14 protein-coding genes and 1 pseudogene are annotated in these 17,599 nt (G+C 68.6%); 4 read left to right on the top strand and 11 right to left on the bottom strand.

Annotation, left to right across the window (positions count from 1 at the left end; genetic code table 11):
* Nucleotides 1-172: 172 nt before the first annotated feature.
* The 6 genes from RPIT_RS00630 to pgi form a co-directional block, all read right to left on the bottom strand.
* Complete coding sequence (locus RPIT_RS00630; protein WP_077339525.1) at nt 173-1,756, bottom strand: xylulokinase; 1,584 nt, start codon at nt 1,754-1,756, stop codon at nt 173-175.
* Nucleotides 1,757-1,855: 99 nt separating this feature from the next.
* Nucleotides 1,856-2,629, bottom strand: coding sequence for a DeoR/GlpR family DNA-binding transcription regulator (locus tag RPIT_RS00625; RefSeq protein WP_077339523.1), 774 nt, complete (start codon nt 2,627-2,629; stop codon nt 1,856-1,858).
* 123 nt (nt 2,630-2,752) lie between these two features.
* Nucleotides 2,753-3,442: a potassium channel family protein gene (locus tag RPIT_RS00620; protein WP_226996294.1), complete on the bottom strand. Its 690-nt coding sequence runs from the start codon at nt 3,440-3,442 to the stop codon at nt 2,753-2,755.
* On the bottom strand, nt 3,435-4,772 hold the full coding sequence (locus RPIT_RS00615) for a TrkH family potassium uptake protein (protein WP_226996293.1): 1,338 nt from the start codon (nt 4,770-4,772) through the stop codon (nt 3,435-3,437). Before RPIT_RS00615 ends, RPIT_RS00620 begins: the two co-directional genes overlap by 8 nt.
* A gap of 48 nt (nt 4,773-4,820) precedes the next feature.
* On the bottom strand, nt 4,821-5,516 hold the full coding sequence (locus tag RPIT_RS00610; protein ID WP_218121591.1) for a SanA/YdcF family protein: 696 nt from the start codon (nt 5,514-5,516) through the stop codon (nt 4,821-4,823).
* On the bottom strand, nt 5,509-7,182 hold the full coding sequence (gene pgi, locus RPIT_RS00605) for a glucose-6-phosphate isomerase (protein WP_077339519.1): 1,674 nt from the start codon (nt 7,180-7,182) through the stop codon (nt 5,509-5,511). Before pgi ends, RPIT_RS00610 begins: the two co-directional genes overlap by 8 nt.
* Nucleotides 7,183-7,284: 102 nt before the next feature.
* On the opposite strand from pgi, the gene RPIT_RS00600 reads away from it, so the two are divergent.
* Nucleotides 7,285-8,250 (top strand): NAD(P)H-quinone oxidoreductase, encoded by a 966-nt coding sequence (locus RPIT_RS00600; RefSeq protein WP_077339517.1) that lies wholly within the window; start codon nt 7,285-7,287, stop codon nt 8,248-8,250.
* A 431-nt stretch (nt 8,251-8,681) separates the two neighbouring features.
* On the opposite strand, the gene RPIT_RS00595 is transcribed toward RPIT_RS00600, so the two are convergent.
* Complete coding sequence (locus tag RPIT_RS00595; RefSeq protein ID WP_077339515.1) at nt 8,682-10,154, bottom strand: glycosyltransferase; 1,473 nt, start codon at nt 10,152-10,154, stop codon at nt 8,682-8,684.
* The gene (locus RPIT_RS00590; RefSeq protein WP_077339513.1) at nt 10,151-11,443 is read right to left on the bottom strand and encodes a nucleotide sugar dehydrogenase; all 1,293 of its coding nucleotides are present in this window, start codon (nt 11,441-11,443) and stop codon (nt 10,151-10,153) included. Before RPIT_RS00590 ends, RPIT_RS00595 begins: the two co-directional genes overlap by 4 nt.
* Before the next feature lie 153 nt (nt 11,444-11,596).
* Here RPIT_RS00590 and tdh point away from each other — a divergent pair, with 153 nt between their 5' ends.
* Together tdh and RPIT_RS00580 are read left to right on the top strand one after the other, a co-directional pair.
* On the top strand, nt 11,597-12,622 hold the full coding sequence (tdh, locus tag RPIT_RS00585) for an L-threonine 3-dehydrogenase (protein ID WP_077339511.1): 1,026 nt from the start codon (nt 11,597-11,599) through the stop codon (nt 12,620-12,622).
* A 20-nt stretch (nt 12,623-12,642) separates the two neighbouring features.
* Nucleotides 12,643-13,812 carry a glycine C-acetyltransferase gene (locus tag RPIT_RS00580; protein WP_077344142.1) on the top strand — a complete coding sequence of 390 codons (1,170 nt, stop codon included), beginning with the start codon at nt 12,643-12,645 and terminating at the stop codon, nt 13,810-13,812.
* A gap of 228 nt (nt 13,813-14,040) precedes the next feature.
* Here RPIT_RS00580 and RPIT_RS00575 read toward each other — a convergent pair whose 3' ends face one another.
* Genes RPIT_RS00575 through RPIT_RS00565 form a run of 3 tightly spaced genes read right to left on the bottom strand, consistent with a single transcriptional unit; the run spans nt 14,041 to nt 16,714 of the window.
* Nucleotides 14,041-15,030, bottom strand: a complete 990-nt coding sequence (locus RPIT_RS00575; protein ID WP_077344141.1) for a Gfo/Idh/MocA family protein — start codon at nt 15,028-15,030, stop codon at nt 14,041-14,043.
* Between the two features lie 2 nt (nt 15,031-15,032).
* Nucleotides 15,033-16,121 carry a DegT/DnrJ/EryC1/StrS family aminotransferase gene (locus RPIT_RS00570; protein WP_077339509.1) on the bottom strand — a complete coding sequence of 363 codons (1,089 nt, stop codon included), beginning with the start codon at nt 16,119-16,121 and terminating at the stop codon, nt 15,033-15,035.
* Entirely contained in the window at nt 16,118-16,714 is a 597-nt protein-coding gene (locus RPIT_RS00565) for an acyltransferase (protein WP_077339507.1), read from the bottom strand. The genes RPIT_RS00570 and RPIT_RS00565 overlap by 4 nt, the downstream gene beginning before the upstream one ends.
* 200 nt (nt 16,715-16,914) lie before the next feature.
* Between RPIT_RS00565 and RPIT_RS15475 the strand changes: the two are divergent.
* Nucleotides 16,915-17,349: pseudogene (locus tag RPIT_RS15475) on the top strand (glycosyltransferase family 2 protein); the annotation flags it as partial.
* Nucleotides 17,350-17,599 lie beyond the last annotated feature (250 nt).

The following is a 17,599-nucleotide window of genomic DNA, read 5'->3' as shown; positions in this document are numbered from 1 at the left end:
CACCTGCCCCCGACGCATCGCGAACCGTGGGCCGGCCCCGAGAGAGTGCGAGTTGAGCAAATGAGATGGGTCAACGCAGCGACACGCCGGTGTAACGCCGTCTGGATTCGTTGACCCCTATTACTTGCTCAAATCTCCGCCCACCAGTCGAGCCCGGCCCGGCCGCCCGCTCTCAGCGCAGGGCGTCGACGGCGGCGCGCTCGATCGCCAAGCCGGCGCGGTAGCGCTCCATGAACTGGTCGAAGCCGGTCACGTCGTCAGGATCGGGCTCCACGGTGGAGACGTCGGCGCGGGCGAAGACCTCCGCGCCGAGCCAGCCGGCCAGGTCTTGACCCTGACCGACGAACTTCGCCAGCAGCGCCATCCCCCAGGCGCCGCCCTCACCCGCGACCTCGCCCACCGACACCGGCGTGTTCATCGCGCCGGCGAGGAACCGCTGGGCGACGCCCTTGGTCTTGAACAGACCGCCGTGGGCGAACATCGAGTCGAGCTGCACGCCCTCGTCCTTGAGCAGGACGTCCATGCCCACGCGCAGCGCACCGAGGGAGGCGAACAGCTGGGTGCGCATGAAGTTGGCCAGCGTGAAGCTGCTCGACGGGGTGCGCACGAACAGCGGCCGCCCGGCCTCCAGGCCGGTCACGTGCTCGCCGGCAAGGTAGTTGTACGCCAGCATGCCGCCTCCGTCGGGATCACCGTCGAGCGCTGCGGTGTACAGCGCCTCGAACAGCTCGTTCATGCCGATCGTGGCTCCGACCGCGGTGGCAACCTCCCCGAAGAGCGACACCCAGGCGGAGAGATCGATCGTTCCGTTGTTGCAGTGGGCCATCGCGACGAGGTCGCCCGCCGGGGTCGTCACGAGGTCGATCTCCTCATGCAGTGCCTTCAGCTGACCCTCCAGCACCACCATGGCGAAGATGCTGGTGCCGGCGGACACATTCGCGGTGCGGCGGGCGACCGAGTTGGTGGCCACCATTCCGGTGCCCGCGTCGCCTTCGGGCGGTGCGACGGCGACGCCGGGCTGGAGCTGGCCCGTCGGGTCGAGCAGGCGGGCGCCCTCGTCGGTGAGCGTCCCCGCGGCGGCGCCGGCGGGCAGCACGCGCGGCAGGAGGTCCGCCAGCCGCCACGGATACCCCTTGTCCGCCACGAGCTCGTCGAACTGGCCGAGCATCCCCTCGTCGTAGGTGCCGGTGGCCGGATCGATCGGGAACATGCCGCTCGCGTCGCCGACGCCGAGCGCACGCTCGCCGGTCAGGCGCCAGTGCACGTATCCCGCGAGGGTCACGAGGTAGTCGATGTCCGTGACGTGCTCCTCGCCGCCGAGGACGGCCTGATACAGGTGCGCGACGCTCCACCGCTGCGGAATGTTGTGCTGGAACAGCTGGGTGAGCACGCCCGCGGCCTCACCGGTGATCGTGTTCTGCCAGGTCCTGAACGGCACGAGAAGCTCGCCGTCGGCGTTGAAGGCGAGGTAGCCGTGCATCATCGCGGAGACACCCAGGGCACCGACGGTCTGGAGCGTCACCCCGTGGCGCTCCTGCACGTTCGCGGCGAGGTCGGCGTAGGCGGCCTGCACGCCGGCCCACACGTCGTCGAGGGAATAGGTCCAGACACCGTCGACGAACGACGACTTCCACTCGTGTCCGCCGGTTGCCAGCGGGGAGTTGTCCGGTCCGATGAGAACGGCCTTGATGCGGGTGGATCCGAACTCGATGCCCAGCGCGGTCTCGCCTCGGCTGATGGCGGTGCTTGCGTCCATGGTGCCTCCTTGCAGTGTCGTGCACCATCATTGCGCGCTGGCCTTGACGGTGCAGGGTCAGGGTGCCCTTGCGCCTCGAACCTTACGCGTCCGGGTCGGTCAACGGGTGCGTCCGGCGTCAACCCGGACGCCTGCAGCACGCCAGCGGGACACCACGTCGGCCGGCAGCCCGGGGTCGGTGAAGATGCCCGTCACCTCGTCGGGGCCGAGGTACGTGTGCGCGGCCGTCTCGTCGGCCTTGTCCGACGTCAGCAGGGCGTAGCGCTGGGGAGCGAGCAGAGCCAGGTGTCGCTTGGTGGCTGCCTCGGCCTCATCCGGTTCCCCCAACCCGAGCTCAGGGGAGGCGGAGTGTGCACCGCCGAAAAACATCTCGATCTCGACGCTGGGGGCCCCCAGATCCGCCGGCGGCATCACCGCTCTCGTCGATCGTGACAGCACCCCACCGAGGAGGTGGACCGTGGCCGTCGAGCCGTCGAGCAGCAGGGAGGCCGTCGGGAGCGAGTAGGTCACGACGGTCAGGCCGCGCCGCTGCAGCAGTTCCTTGGCGAGGAAATACACGGTGCTGGAGGAGTCCAGGGCGATGACGGCCCCGTCCGGCACCCGTTGGGCAGCGCGCCGCGCGATGTCGCGCTTCTCCTGCGGGCAGAGGCTCACCCTGCTCGGGAAGGCGCTGCCGTCGGACGCCCGCAGCCGTGTGGCCGCGCCGTGCACCCTCCTCAGCACGCCGCGTCGTTCGAGAGCGTTGAGATCCTTGCGGATGGTGACCGTGGAGACGGCGAACTCGCGGGCGAGGTCGGCCACCCGCGCGCGGCCGATCCGCTCGACCGAATCAGCGATCGCTTGTTGACGGGCGCCTTCGTCGAGACGTTCCATTGCGGCTCCGAACCGTTTGGCCCCCCTGAGCTTGCATTGCCGCCGTGATGGTACCCGGTCCGACACCCTCGTCGCAGCGTTGGGATCCTGGTGTCTCGAACTTCCGATCGGCCGACGGAGTTGTCACTTCAGGTGGAAGCGCTCCGCCTTCGCGATGGGTCCGGTCAGGAGGATCTCATCGCCGTCGGCCAGCACCGTGTCGCCCGTGACGTCCTTCCAATCGCCGTCGGATCCCTTCGAGGCGATCACCGTCACCCCGAAGTTGCGGCGCACGTGGATCTCCCTGATCGGGCGGCCGATCACCGCGGCCGGCGGGGTTGTGCGCACCAGCGCGTACCCGCCGCCGAGTTCGATGTAGTCCTGGAGTCGGGCGCGCAGCAGGTGCGCGACGCGGCGCCCGATCTCGCGCTCGGGGTGCACCACGTGGTGGACGCCGATCTGCTCGAGAATGCGGCCGTGAGCGTCAGACACGGCCTTCGCCCAGAGCTGGGGCACCCCGAAGCTGAGGACGAGCGACGACGTCAGGAGGCTCGCCTCGATCGAATCGCCAATCGCGACCACCACGTACTCGGCCTCATCCACGCCGAGCTGGCGGAGCACCTCCTCGCGGGTGGCATCGGCCTGGACTGCATGGGTGAGCCGCGCGTTCATCCGCGCGACTGGGTCTTCTCCTATGTCTATTCCCAGCACGTCGGCGCCGGTGGCCATGAGTTCCAGTGCCACGGACTCGCCAAATCGGCCGAGCCCGATCACCACCACGTGATCGGCCATCCCGGCGGAGTCGGGTTTGCGGAGGGAGCGCAGATTAACCAATGATCGGCCTTTCCTTGGGTAGTTCGAACAGCCTCCTGCGCGGCGTCAGCGCCAGTGCGGAGGCGAACGTGATGGGTCCGAGCCGGCCCACGTACATGAGGAAGCACAACACGAGCTGCGAGACCGGGTCCAGGGCGGCGGTGATGCCGGTCGAGAGCCCGACCGTGCCGAACGACGACACCACCTGGAACAAGACGACGTCGAGGGTGAACGGGGTGAGCAGCAGCAGCGCCATGGTCGACATGACGACGAGGGCGACGGCGAGCAGCGCCACCGAGATCGCCTGCCGGTGGACCGCGCGGGACAGTCGCTTGCCGAAGATGTGGACTGCGGTGTCGCCGCGCAGTTCGGTCCAGATGATGAAGAAGAGCACGGCGAAGGTGGTGACCTTGATGCCGCCGGCGGTGCCGGCCGGGCCGCCGCCGATGAACATCAGCACGTCCATGCCGAGGCGGGTCGCGCCGTGCATGGCGCCGATATCGACGGAGTTGAAGCCCGACGTCCGCGTCTGCACCGAGTGGAAGAAACTCGCCAGCAGCTTGTCCGGCCAGGACAGAGGTCCCAGCGTGCCCGGGTTGGACCACTCGAGCACCCCGATGAAGAGCCAGCCGCCCAGCAGCAGGATGGGGCTGAGCACGATGACCAGCCGGGTGTTCATCGACCACCGCATGACGTCGATACCGCACCGCTTCAACTGGAGGAGCACGGGGAAACCAAGCCCTCCGAGAATGGTGGCGGCCGCGAGCGGCAGGCAGATCCAGGGGTCGCCCACGAACCGCATGATGTTGTCGCTGTAGAGGGCGAAACCGGCGTTGTTGAAGCTCGACACCGCGTGGAAGACACCGCGCCAGGCCGCCTCGGGCAGCGAATAGGGGTAGCCGACCCAGAATCGCAACGTCAGCGTTGCCGCGGTCACCGACTCGATCAGCAGGCTCGCCAGGACGATGCCCTTCAGCACCTCACCCAGACCGCCCGGCCCCGCGGTGTGCGCCTCCGTGGCGGCGGTGAGCTTCGAGCGGAGCGACAGCTTGCCGAGCACCGCGAACCCTATGAAGGTGGCCAGTGTCATCACGCCGAAGCCGCCCACCTGGATGAGCAGCATGATGATGACCTGCCCGAACGGCGTCCAGTAGTGCTCGGTGTCGACGGTGGTGAGGCCTGTCACGCAGATGGCGGAGGTGGCGGTGAAGAACGCCTCCAGGAAGGAGGCCCCGCCGGGGCCGCGCTTGGCGATCGGGAGCATCAGCAGCCCGACGCCCACCCACACGGCCGTGGTGAATGCGACGAGGATGGCCCGCAGGGGGCTCAACCTACGCAGAGCAGTGAGCACTCGCGCAACCGTACTCCTGACAGTGCCGTTTGCAGCACCCGGCCGCCGCTACCGGTCCCCGACCGCCTCCAGCAGCGCGCCGTCGAACGGGTCGGACTGCGGCGGCCGGGCCGTCAGGAGGTCCCACTCCATCTTCACGTTGGCCGGCCACTCGCGCAGCCAGCCCTTGATCCAGTTGAGGGGGTAGCGGCCGAACATCGACGTGTCGCCCACCCCGACGGCGTCCATCCCCGCGGCCCGGCAGATCGTCAGCGCCCGGCCCAGGTGATAGTCCTGCGTGACCAGAATCAGCTCGCGCACGCCGTACACCTCGTGGGCGCGGACGCACGAGTCGTAGGTGTCGAAACCAGCGGGGTCCTCGACGATGTGTTCATCCGGGATGCCCCGCTCGACGAGATAGTCCCTCATCGCAGCGGTCTCTGAGCTGGGCCGCTCCCGCCCGTCGCCGCTGACGAGGATGGCGCTGATCTTGCCCTGCCGGTAGAGCCGACGCGCCACCTCGAGCCGTGCCGCCAGGAAGTCCGACGGCCCGTTGGGTCCCGCCTTGGCCCCGAGGACCATTCCGACTGCGCGCTCCGGGACGCCCTCGACGTCGTAGGCACCGCCCCAGGAGCCGACGCCCACGTGGACGGCCGCTCCCAGCATGGGAGCCACCGCCAGCGCGACCACCAGGCCCAGCACCCAGCGCAACCTGCGGCGACGGGGGCGCGCCCCGTCGCTGCTCGAGCCGACGTCGTCAGTCACGCTTGGCCAGGTACCAGCTCACCATCGCCTGCGTCGAGGGGTCCTGCGCGGCGAGCGCCTCTGCGTCGCCGAAGACCGCCGGAGCGATCTCCAGCGCGAGCTTCTTGCCCAGCTCGACGCCCCACTGGTCGAACGAGTCGATCCCCCACACGATGCCCTGCACAAACGTGATGTGCTCGTACAGGGCGATCAGCTGCCCGACCACCGACGGCGACAGCTCCGGCGCCATGATCGAGGTGGTGGGCTTGTTGCCCTCGAAGACGCGCGCGGGGACGATCTCCTCGGCCGTGCCCTCGGCGCGCACCTCCTCCGCGGTCTTGCCGAACGCCAGCGCCGCCGTCTGGGCGAAGAAGTTGGCCAGGAACAGACCGTGGACGTCCGTATCGCCGTCGGAGACAGGGTGGGCGGGGTTGGCGACGGCGATGAAGTCGGCCGGAATCAGGCGGGTGCCCTGGTGGATCAGCTGGTAGAACGCGTGCTGGCCGTTGGTGCCCGGCTCGCCCCAGAACACCTCCCCGGTGTGCGACGTCACCGGGGTGCCGTCCCACCGCACCGACTTGCCGTTGGACTCCATCGTCAGCTGCTGCAGGTAGGCCGGGAACCGGTGCAGGTACTGGGCGTAGGGCAGCACGGCGTGGGTGTGGGCGTCGAGGAAGTTGACGTACCAGATGTTGAGCAGGCCCATCAGCAGCGGCACGTTGCGCTCGGGAGACTCGTTGAGGAAGTGCTGGTCGACGGCGTGGAAGCCCGCGAGGAAGTCGCGGAAGCCGTCGGGTCCGATGGCGATCGCGACGGGCAGCCCCACCGCCGAGTCGACGGAGTAGCGGCCGCCCACCCAGTCCCAGAAGCCGAACGCGTTGGCAGGATCGATGCCGAAGTCGGCCACCTTGTCCAGCGCCGTGGAGACGGCGACGAAGTGCTTGCCCACCGCGTCGCGCCGGGCGTTGTCGGTGCTGTCGATGGCACCGGCCTCGGCGAGCTTGTCGAGCAGCCACGACCGCGCCATCCGGGCGTTAGTGAGCGTCTCCAGGGTGGTGAAGGTCTTGGAGGCGACGATGAACAGCGTCGTCGTGGGGTCGAGGTCGGCGAGGGTCTCGGCGCAGTCGCTGGGGTCGATGTTCGAGATGAAACGGCAGTCGAGGCCGTCCTGTTTGTACGGAAGCAGCGCCTCGTAGACCATGACGGGGCCGAGATCGGAGCCGCCGATGCCGATGTTGACGACCGTCTCGATCCGCTGTCCGGTGACGCCCACCCATTCGCCGGAGCGCACCTTGTCGGCGAACGCGTACATCCGGTCGAGGACCTCGTGCACGTCCGTCACAACGTCCTGGCCGTCGACGGTGAGTTCGGCGTCGCGCGGCAGCCTCAGCGCGGTGTGCAGCACGGAGCGGTTCTCGGTGACGTTGATGCGCTCACCGGCGAACATCGCATCGCGACGGCTCGCGAACCCCACCTGCTCGGCCAGCCGCATGAGCGCCGCGACGATGTCGTCGGTGATGAGGTTCTTCGACAGGTCGATCCGCAGGTCGGCGAGGTCGTAGCTGAGGTCCTCGGCCCGCCGGGGGTCGGCTTCGAACCAGGCGCGGAGATCGGGGACGAGGGCGTCCTTGAGCGTGCGCAGGTCAGCCCACGCTTCGGTGGTGGTGGCGTCAACCGGTGTGATCATGGGCCTAGCCTAGGCCAAACCTCCGTGCTGGCTACTCCCACCCCGCTCCTCCCCACCCCCTGTCTCGGTGGGCAGCCGCGGGCGATGTGGCAGGGTTGGAGCATGCGTGCAGTTGTAGTTGAGAATCCCGGCGACGTCGACGCCCTGACCATCCAGGATGTGCCCACCCCGGAGCCCGGACCCGGTGAGGTCCTCGTCAAGACGGTGGCGTCCGGCGTGAACCGCGCCGACGTCCTGCAGCGCCAGGGTCACTACCCCCCGCCCCCCGGCATCACCGATGTCATCGGATTGGAGGCCTCCGGCGTCGTCGAGGAGGTCGGCCAGGGGGTCACCCGCTGGAGGAAGGGCGACGAGGTTGTCGCGCTGCTCTCCGGCGGCGGGTACGCGGAGTTCTTCGTCGCGCCCGAGGGCCAGTTGATCCCCCCGCCCCCGGGGGTCGACCTCGTCTCCGCGGCCGGCGTCCTTGAGGTGGCGGCGACCGTGGTGTCCAACCTCAAGGTCGGTCAACTCTCTCCCGGCGAGACCTTCCTCGTGCACGGCGGGGCAGGAGGCATCGGCACGTTCGCCACGCAGTACGCCAAGGCGCTCGGCGCCACCGTCGTCGCCACCGCCGGCAGCGACGCCAAGCTGCAGCACTGCCTGGCGCACGGCGCCGATCACGCCCTCGACTACCACGGGGACTGGGTCGAGGCGCTCAAGGCGGCCACCGGTGGTGCCGACGTCATCCTCGACATCATCGGCGCGAAGTACCTGGAGCTCAACCTCAAGGCGCTGAAGAAGCGCGGACGGATCGTCGTGATCGGGCTGCAGGGTGGAGTCAAGGGCACGCTGAACCTCGGGGCACTGCTCAGCAAGCAGGCCTCGATCGCCGCCACCTCGCTGCGGTTCCGCCCAACCGACGAGAAGGCGGAGATCTGCGCCGCCGTCGAGGCCGAGGTCTGGCCGATGCTCGCGGACGGCCGAATCCGCCTCTCCCCCGAGACCCGCATCCCGTTCGACGAGGTGCGCCGTGCCCACGAGCAGCTGACCGGCGGCGACAACGTCGGCAAGATCGTCCTCGTGCACTGACGGCGGGGGGCGTCGTCGAGGGGCGGGCGCCGATGACACGGTCGCTGTCGGGCAGCTGCACCGCAATCGGCGTGCCGTCGGGCGAGGTCCGGTCGTCGAGCGCGTGGGGCTGCAGCAGGCTGAGCGCCGAACACAGCGCAGGACCGGCTGTCAGTCCTCCCGGACGTCGGGGGCAGCGGCGCCTCCGGCAGCGGGCAACGCAGAACGCCAACGGGCAGCGGGAAAGGCCAACCGATATCAGGTCACGCCTGCGAGACTCATAGACGCCCGCGAGATCTCGCGGGCGTCGCTTGGTCTCGTCGGCGTTGCGCCCTGTCTGTTGGCGTTTCCCTCTGTCTGTTGGCGTTTCCAGCTGACCGTTGGCGTTTCCCGGTGACCGTTGGCGAATCGCGCCCGACGGCGAACTGCAGGATCGGGCGTCGGCTCAGGGATCAGGCGGGGGTGACCTCCGTCGTGCCGAACTCGCCGTCGGCCAGGGTGCCGGGGAAGCCGGTCAGGCGGGAGTACGCCTCGATGATCCTCGGCTCGTTCGCCTGCCAGCTGAACTTCTCTGCCAGCGCGTGCATGTGCTCCTGGCTCACTGGGTTGCGCAACTCCAGGGAGATCGCGCGGGCCAGGTCGACGGGGTCCTCGGAGCGGAAGACCTCACCCATGCCGTTGTCGACGACGAACTTCGCCATGGTCTTGGCGTCGGACGACACCAGGGGCAGCTCGGCGTGCATGTATTCGAAGAGCTTGTTCGGCAGCGTCCGGTCGTGATTCGGAGACCCGCCGGGAAGCGGGTGCACGGCGATGTCGGCCCCGCTGAGGTAGTAGCTGAGGTGAGCTTGCGACACAGGGTCGACGAAGTGGATCCGATCGAGGACCCCGAACTCCTCGGCCAGCGCCTCCAGCTTGGGCTTCATCGGGTGCGGGTTCGGGACCGACACGATGGCCAGATGCACCGCCTCGTCGACCATGCTCATCGCTTCGATGAGCGTCTCCATGCCGCGGGCCCAGCTCATGATGCCGGCGTAGACGAGCAGCGGGGTGTCCTCGGACAACCCGGCCGCCTCACGAACCGTAATGTCGCCCACCATGGGCTGGAAGACGCTCATGTTGACGAACGTGTCGGGTAGGACGGGCAGGTTGTACTTTTTCTTGAGCAGCTCGGCGTGCGATTCGGTGACCGTCCAGACGTAGTCGGCGAAGGGCATGAACCGCTTCTCCATCTCCAGCACCGCGTCGAAGGCGTTGCGGGACCCGATCTCCTTGTCGGGCAGCCCGGCGAAGTCCTCGCGGACGTCGTAGCTGAGCTTGACCGTTTTGCCCCGTGCCTTCAGCCGCACCATCGCCTCGTACGCAGCAGGCAGTGCGACCGGGTTGTGGGCGTGCAGCACGTCGGGCTCAAGCGAGACGAGCAGGTCCGTCAGGGTGTGGGTGATGTTGTAGGCCTGGGGGTGGTTCGCGGCCAGATCGAGGCTGTTGAACGGATGGTTCCGCTCCACCAGCGCCACCTTCGCGCTGTTGGCGCGGCGGAGCAGAGCCTTGGCGAACCTGTTGCCCCGCATCGAGGCCAGACGTCCCGACGTCAGGCCCCACTTGATGGCCGACTTGGCCGACCTGGCGTCCAGGCCACTGACACGCTGGGCGTAGACCTTGCGCTGGCGGCGGAGCTTGTCCGCGTCGGCGGCCACCTGCGCCGCCGGCTTCGGCGCCGCGGGTGCCACCTTGAGCGGCACGCGGATCACGCGGATGTCCCCGCCGAGCAGGAACTCGCCCGACTCGCCGTCGGCCGGCTCAACGGAGATGATGATCGGCTCGAAGCCGCCGCGTTGCAGCGTCCGGGCAACGCGCTTGATGCGGGAGTCGAAGTCGACCGGCGCGTGCCGGAACAAGACGATGCGGGGGGCCTTCACAGTCATTTTCCCTTTCCAAGGACGACAAGGTTCACGTCGGTGAAGCGATCGGGGTCCAGCGAGCGGCGGCCGTCGACGACGACCCTCGCGCCCGGGAAGTCCGACGAGGACAGCTCACGGTAGGCGGCGTGGTCGGTGTGGAGGATGACCACGTCCACCTCCTCGCCCAGATGGTAGGGGCTGAACCCGAGCCGGGCGAGCTCCTCGTCGGTGTAGAGGGGGTCGTGAACTCCGACGTGGGCGCCGCGCTCGAACAGCGCCGCGACGACGGGGAACACTCCCGAGAGCGCGGTCTCCTTCACGCCTCCCCGGTAGGAGGCGCCCAGGACCGCGACGCGCTTGCCGGTCAGCCCGCGCGCCGCCTGGTCCGCCAGTTCGACGGCGTAGGCCGGCATCGCCGCGTTCGACGCCCGGGCGGTGCGCACGATGCTGGCGTGAGGGTCGGTCCAGAGATACAACTTGGGGTAGACGGGGATGCAGTGGCCGCCGACCGCGATGCCAGGGCGGTGGATGTGGCTGTAGGGCTGGGAGTTGGACGCCTCGATCACCTGATAGACGTCGATGCCGTTCTCGCTGGCGAAGCGGGCGAACTCGTTGGCCAGGCCGATATTGACGTCGCGGTACGTGGTCTCGGCGAGCTTCGCCATCTCGGCCGCCTCCGCCGACCCCAGGTCCCACACGCCGTTGGGGCGGACGAGGTCGCGCCGCTCGTCGAACGTGAGCACCGCCTGGTAGAACGCCGTGGCCCTGGCGGCGCCCTGCTCGGTCAGCGCCCCGATGAGCTTGGGGTACTTGCGCAGATCGGCGAACACCCGACCGGTGAGCACACGCTCGGGCGAGAACACGAGGTGGAAGTCGTCGCCCTCCGTGAGCCCGGACCCCTCCTCCAGCATGGGCTTCCACCGGTTGCGGGTGGTGCCGACCGGCAGCGTCGTCTCGTAGCTGACCAGAGTGCCCGGCTTCAGCCCGGCCGCGATGGCGCGGGTGGCGTCGTCCATCCAGCGGAAGTCGGGGGCGCCGTCCGAGTCGACCATCAGCGGCACCACGACGACGACGGCGTCGGCTTCGCGAACGGCGGCGGTGGTATCGGTCGACGCGCGGAGCTTGCCGGCCGGGACGAGGCGGGAGAGCTTCTCCTGGAGCTGGGCTTCTCCCGGGAACGGCTCCTTGCCCGCATTGATCGTCTCGACGAGCGCGCTGTTGACGTCGGTGCCCACCACGTCGTGGCCGGCGTCGGCGAACTGGACGGCCAGCGGCAGGCCGATCTTCCCTAGGGCGACGACGACGATCTTCAAGTGTGTCTCCTTGGCTGAAGCTGGCGGCCGGAGGGCCTGGGCCAGTCTAGCGCCGGGGCCTCCGATCCCGGACGTGGCGGTTCCGGTGCCCCTGCTGCGCCTGGGGCATCGGGCCTGGAATGATCGGGTCGGGAGCTCACAGAGAGGATGCGCATGAAGGCGCTGGTGAAGACCGGTCCCGGGCCCGGCCTGGACCTGATCGACGTGCCGGAGCCCGTCGTCGGCCCGAACGAGGTGCTGATCAAAGTCCAGCGCACGGGCATCTGTGGCACCGACGTGCACATCGAGCGCTGGGACGGCTGGGCCGAGCGGACGGTCGCGACGCCGCGGATCGTCGGGCACGAATTCTGCGGCACGATCGTCGAGCTCGGCTCATCGGTGACCGACCTCGAGGTCGGCCAGTTCGTCTCCGGTGAGGGCCACTACGTCTGCGGTCGCTGCCGCGCGTGCCTCGCCGGCAAGCGCCATCTGTGCGGCAACACTCGAGGGATCGGGTACCACGTCGACGGGGCATTCGCCGAGTACTTCGCGATGCCCGCGGGCAACGTCTGGGTCCACCAGCCGGGGCTCGACCCCGACGTCGCCGCCATCTTCGACCCGTTCGGCAACGCCGTCCACACCGCGCTGCAGTTCCCCGCGCTGGCCGAGGACGTGCTCGTCACGGGCGCCGGACCGATCGGCATCATGGCCGCGCTCGTCGCGCAGTTCCAAGGCGCGCGTCACGTCGTCGTCTCCGACATTTCCGACGAGAGGCTGGAACTGGCGCGCGGTCTCGGACTCCAACACACCGTCAACCCCGGCCGCGATTCCCTGAGCGAGCTCTACCGACGCATCGACATGAAGGAGGGCTTCGACATCGGGCTCGAGATGTCGGGTTCCCCCGCGGCGCTGACGTCGATGATCGATCACATGGTCCACGGCGGGCGCATCGCCCTGCTCGGCACCCCCACCCGGGAGGTTCCGTTGGATCTGGCGAAGGTCATCTTCAGCATGCTGACGCTGCAGGGCGTCACCGGACGCCAGATCTTCGAGACGTGGTACGCCATGAGTTCGCTGCTCAGCTCCGGTCTGGACATCTCCGGGGTCATCACCCACCGCTTCGACCACACCGATTTCGCCGAAGCCTTCGCCGTGGCCGCCGATGGGCGCTCCGGCAAGGTCATTCTGAACTGGGAGTAGACATGGACATCCTCACCCACCTGCGCGACGAGCTCGCGTCCCTCCGCGAGCAGGGCCTCTACAAGGAGGAAGCGGCGCTCACGACCCCTCAATCCGCGCGGATCGGCGTGGTGGACGGCCGCGAGGTGCTCAACCTGTGCGCCAACAACTACCTCGGGCTGGCCGACTCCCCCGTGCTCATCGAGGCCGCGAAGAAGGCGCTCGACGAATGGGGCTTCGGCATGGCATCGGTGCGGTTCATCTGCGGCACCCAGACGCTGCACCAGCGGCTGGAGGCCGCGCTCACCCAGTTCCTGCACCCCGGCGCCGACGGCTGGGACACGATCCTCTACAGCTCCTGCTTCGACGCAAACGGCGGCCTGTTCGAGGTGCTCTTCTCAGAGGGCGACGCGATCATCTCCGACGAGCTCAACCACGCGTCGATCATCGACGGCGTCCGCCTCAGCAAGGCCGCCCGGTACCGGTACCGCAACCGCGACATGGCTGACCTGGAGGCGCAGCTCATCGCGGCGAAGGACGCGCGCTTCAAGATTGTCGTCACCGACGGGGTGTTCTCGATGGACGGCTACGTCGCCCCGCTCGACGAGATCTGCGATCTGGCCGAGAAGCACGGCGCTCTGGTCATGGTGGACGACTCGCACGCCGTCGGCTTCGTCGGCGCCACCGGTGCCGGCACTCCGGAACGGTTCGGCGTCCAAGACCGGGTGGACATCGTGACGGGCACGCTCGGCAAGGCCCTGGGTGGCGCCTCGGGTGGCTACACCTGCGCCCGCGCGGAGGTGGTGGAGATGCTGCGCCAGCGGTCCCGACCGTACCTGTTCAGCAACTCCCTGGCGCCGTCGATCGCGGCCGCCGCGCTGGCGACGCTGGACCTGCTCAAGGAGAGCTCCGAGCTGCGCGACCAGCTGAACGCCAACACCGCCTACTTCCGAGAGCAGATGGTGGCCCGCGGCTTCGAGATCCCCGAATCCGATCACGCGATCGTGCCGGTCATGATCGGCGACGCCGTCATGGCGGCGAAGATGGCCGATGAGATCCTCGCCCGCGGCGTCTACGTGCGGGCGTTCAGCTACCCGGTCGTCCCGAAGGGCAAGGCGAGGATCCGCACGCAGATGTCGGCCGCGCTGACCCGCGAGGACCTGGACACGGCCATCCGCGCCTTCGAGGACGCCCGCGCGGCCCTCGACTGACCCTGAGCTTGTCGGTTTTTGATCCCTGAGCTTGTCGGTTTTTGATCCCTGAGCTTGTCGGTTTTTGATCCCTGAGCTTGTCGAAGGGTTACGGCCGTGACCGTGGCCGCCGCCCTGTGGTCGGGGGCGGCGAAGACCACAAGGTCGTTACCCTTCGACGGACGGGCTGCTCGCTGCGCTCGCCGGCCCTGCTCAGGGACCACCCTTCGACGGACGCTCAGGGAGCGGTCAGCTGACCGAGATGAACTGGCCCGTCTTGGCCGACTGGATCATCGCCTCGCAGACCTCGACGACGCGGGCGCCCTGCTCCAGAGTGACGATGTCCGCGTCCTTGCCCAGCACCGCGTCGCGGAACGCCTCGTGCTCGGTGCGCAGCGGCTCCGGCTTCGAGATGGCGAACCGGGTGACGTCGCCCTCGGAGACGCCGCGGAACTGCGCGATGTCGTCCCAGGTGGTGGCAACCTGGCCGTTGGCGTAGAACGTCAGGTCGGCCGTCAGCGTGTCCGCGACGAACATGCCCTTCTCGCCCGTCACGACCGTGAGCCGCTCCTTGGTGGGCGTCAGCCAGTTGACGAGGTGGTTACTCATCAGGCCACCTTCGAGCTGGCAGGTCGCCGACACCATGTCCTCGTACTGGCGGCCGGCCTTGCTCATCGTGCGGGCGGCCACCAGTTCAAACTTGCGCTGGGTCACCCACGCGGTGAGGTCGACGTCGTGGCTGGCGAGGTCCTTGACCACGCCGACGTCGGCGATGCGCGCAGGGAACGGGCCCTGACGGCGGGTGGTGATCTGGTAGAGATCACCCAGATCGCCGGCCTCGAGGCGCTTGCGCAGACTCTGCAGCGACGGGTTGTAGCGCTCGATGTGGCCCGTGGCACCCACCAGCCCCTTCGACGCGAATGCCTCAGCGAGACGGCGGGCAGCACCGGTATCGGCGGCCAGTGGCTTCTCGATCAGCGCATGCACGCCGGCGTCGGCCAACGCGAGACCGATGGCCTCGTGGTAGACCGTCGGGGTGGCCACGACGACGTAGTCGACGCCCTGGGCGATCAGCGCCTCGACATCGGGGAGGACCTCGAGCGAGCCCGCGACGCCGTGCGGGTCGCCGCCGGGATCGGCGACGGCCACCAGGTCGACGCCGTCGATGGAACGCAGGTTACGGGCATGGTGGCGGCCCATGCTGCCCAGGCCGATGAGGCCGGCACGGAGGTTCGCCACGGTCACGCACCAGCCTTCGCGACGGCGTTGACGGCCTCGACGATGCGCTCCAGGTCGCCCTGGCTCAGCGACGGGTGCACAGGCAGCGACAGGCACTCGCGGGCGGCCTGTTCGGTGTTGTCGAGCTGGACGTCTGCCATGAACGGCTTGAGGCGGTGGTTGGGCACGGGGTAGAACATGCCGGACCCGACGTTGTACTCCTCCTTCAGCGCCTTGGCCATGCCGTCGCGGTCGCCCTCAACGCGCACCGTGTACTGGTGGTAGACGTGCACCGCGCCATCGGCGACCGACGGGGGCACGACGCCGTCGAGGTTCGCAGTCAGGAACGCAGCGTTGTCCTGGCGCTGCTTCGTCCAGGCGCCCACCTTGGTGAGCTGGACGCGGCCGATCGCGGCGTGGATGTCGGTCATCCGGTTGTTCAGCCCGACGACCTCGTTGTGGTACTGCTGCAGCATTCCCTGGTTGCGGTAGAGCCGCAGGTTGCGCTCGACCTCGTCGTTCGCGGCCGACACCATGCCACCCTCGCCGGAGGTCATGTTCTTGGTGGGGTAGAGCGAGAACATCGCGAAGGTGCCGAACGCGCCGACGGGGGTGCCGTTGAGCGCGGCCCCGTGGGCCTGTGCGGCATCCTCGAACAGCATGAGGCCGTGCTTCTCCGCGATGGCCTGGAGCGCGTCCATCTTCGCCGGGTGTCCGTAGAGGTGCACCGGCATTATGGCCTTGGTGCGCTCCGTGATGGAGGCCTCGACCGACTCGGGATCGAGCGTGAAGTCGTCCAGCGCGATGTCGGCGAACACGGGGGTGGCGCCGGTGAGCGCTACCGAGTTCGCGGTGGCGGCGAACGTGAAAGACGGCACGATGACCTCGTCGCCCGCCCCGATGCCGGAGCTCAGCAGACCGAGATGGAGGCCGGAGGTGCCGGAGTTGACTGCCACGCAGGCGCGCCCCAGCCCGAAGTGCTCGGAGAACTCCTGTTCGAACGCGGCCACCTCGGGGCCCTGGGCGATCATGCCGGAGCGCAGCACGCGATCGACGGCTTCACGCTCCTCGTCGCCGATGATCGGCTTCGCCGGGGGGATGAATTCGGTCACTGTGTTACCTCCACGAGGGTTTCGTCTTGTTCCTGGTACTGCGCGCCGGTCTGCGGGCACACCCACAGCCCCTCGGCGTCGCCCCGCTCGAGCGGCACGCCAGCGCGGCCCACCCAGCGGATGCGCTTGGCGGGAACGCCCGCCACCAGCGCGAAATCGGGGACATCCTTGGTCACGACCGCGCCGGCCGCAACCATGGCCCAGCTGCCGATCGTCACGGGCGCCACGCACACCGCGCGGGCACCGATCGACGAGCCCTTCTTGCAGGTCACGCCGACGGGCTCCCAGTCGTCGCCGCGCTTGAGCTTCCCGTCGGGGTCGATCGAGCGGGGGAAGTGGTCGTTGGTGAACACGACGGCGGGGCCGACGAAGACGCCGTCCTCCAACTCAGCGGGTTCGTACACGAGTGCGTAGTTCTGCAGCTTGCAGTTGTCGCCCATCTTCACGCCGGTGCCGACGTACGCGCCTCGTCCGACAATGCAGTTCTCGCCGAGCACTGCCCCTTCGCGCACCTGAGCCAGATGCCAGATGGAGGAGCCTTCGCCGATAACTGCGTCGGGAGAAACGTCGGCGCTGTCCTGGATGCGAACCATTCACCAATCCCTTCGATCGCTGAGAGCGAGCATACCGCCTGAGCACTTGCCGACCGTTGTCGCCCTAGGAGCAGATCGCCCGATCCGGTGCGCCTCAGCCGAAGGATGATTGTTCAGCAGGCCCCCAGAGGAGCGCAGTCCCTCGACATCGCTCTCACTGGGTAGGCTCGCCGCAAGAACTCCGACTCGAAGGGCCCAGGATGGCCGACCATCACGCCCCAGCAGGCACCGAGCAGGACGATCCGGGCCTGGACGGCACCGACCACCGGATCCCGAGCGGCCCAGCCGATGGGCTGAGGATCTCCGTGGTCATCCCCTGCCACCTCGCACTGCCGTTCCTACCGAGTTGCGTGGACACGCTGACCAGCCAGACGCTGCCCCGCGACGACTTCGAGGCCATCTTCGTCTTCAACGGCCCCGAGGACGGCGGCTACGACGTCGCCCGCGACCTGCTCGCCGAATCCGGCCTGCACCACCAGCTGGCCCGCTCGAGTCGCGGCATCAGCCCTGCCCGCAACGTAGGGGCATCCGTCGCCCGCGCGCCCTGGCTGACGCTCCTCGACGTCGACGACTCCCTCACCCCGAACTACCTGGAGGCCATGCTCGCCTCAGCGACCGACGAGACGGTCGTCCCAGTGGCGGGGATCGTCGACGTCGGGGACGACGGGGTGGAGATGTCGTCACACATCAACGAGACGATCCTCGCCCGGGAGGGCATCGTCGACCCCGTCGACCTCATCCGGCCCCTGTCCATCTCGACGCTCAAGCTGGTCCCCATCGCGGCCATGCGACGGCACCCCTTCGACCCCGCCATGAGAAGCGGCGAGGACGTGGCGCTGTGGACCGACCTGTTCGAGGCCGAGGGACTGCGCTTCGACACGACGC

This window comes from Tessaracoccus flavus, from assembly GCF_001997295.1.
Taxonomy (GTDB): domain Bacteria; phylum Actinomycetota; class Actinomycetes; order Propionibacteriales; family Propionibacteriaceae; genus Arachnia; species Arachnia flava.
The sequence above is the reverse complement of the archived record's forward strand: the minus strand, read 5'-3'. Positions and strand labels throughout refer to the sequence as shown.

Bases quoted from the DNA above. Each gene is read 5' to 3' on its own strand.
- RPIT_RS00595 (WP_077339515.1), bottom strand. From the start codon at position 10,154: ATGACTGTGAAGGCCCCCCGCATCGTCTTGTTCCGGCACGCGCCGGTC.
- RPIT_RS00565 (WP_077339507.1), bottom strand. From the start codon at position 16,714: ATGGTTCGCATCCAGGACAGCGCCGACGTTTCTCCCGACGCAGTTATC.
- pgi (WP_077339519.1), bottom strand. From the start codon at position 7,182: ATGATCACACCGGTTGACGCCACCACCACCGAAGCGTGGGCTGACCTG.
- RPIT_RS00600 (WP_077339517.1), top strand. From the start codon at position 7,285: ATGCGTGCAGTTGTAGTTGAGAATCCCGGCGACGTCGACGCCCTGACC.
- RPIT_RS00630 (WP_077339525.1), bottom strand. From the start codon at position 1,756: ATGGACGCAAGCACCGCCATCAGCCGAGGCGAGACCGCGCTGGGCATC.
- RPIT_RS00625 (WP_077339523.1), bottom strand. From the start codon at position 2,629: ATGGAACGTCTCGACGAAGGCGCCCGTCAACAAGCGATCGCTGATTCG.
- tdh (WP_077339511.1), top strand. From the start codon at position 11,597: ATGAAGGCGCTGGTGAAGACCGGTCCCGGGCCCGGCCTGGACCTGATC.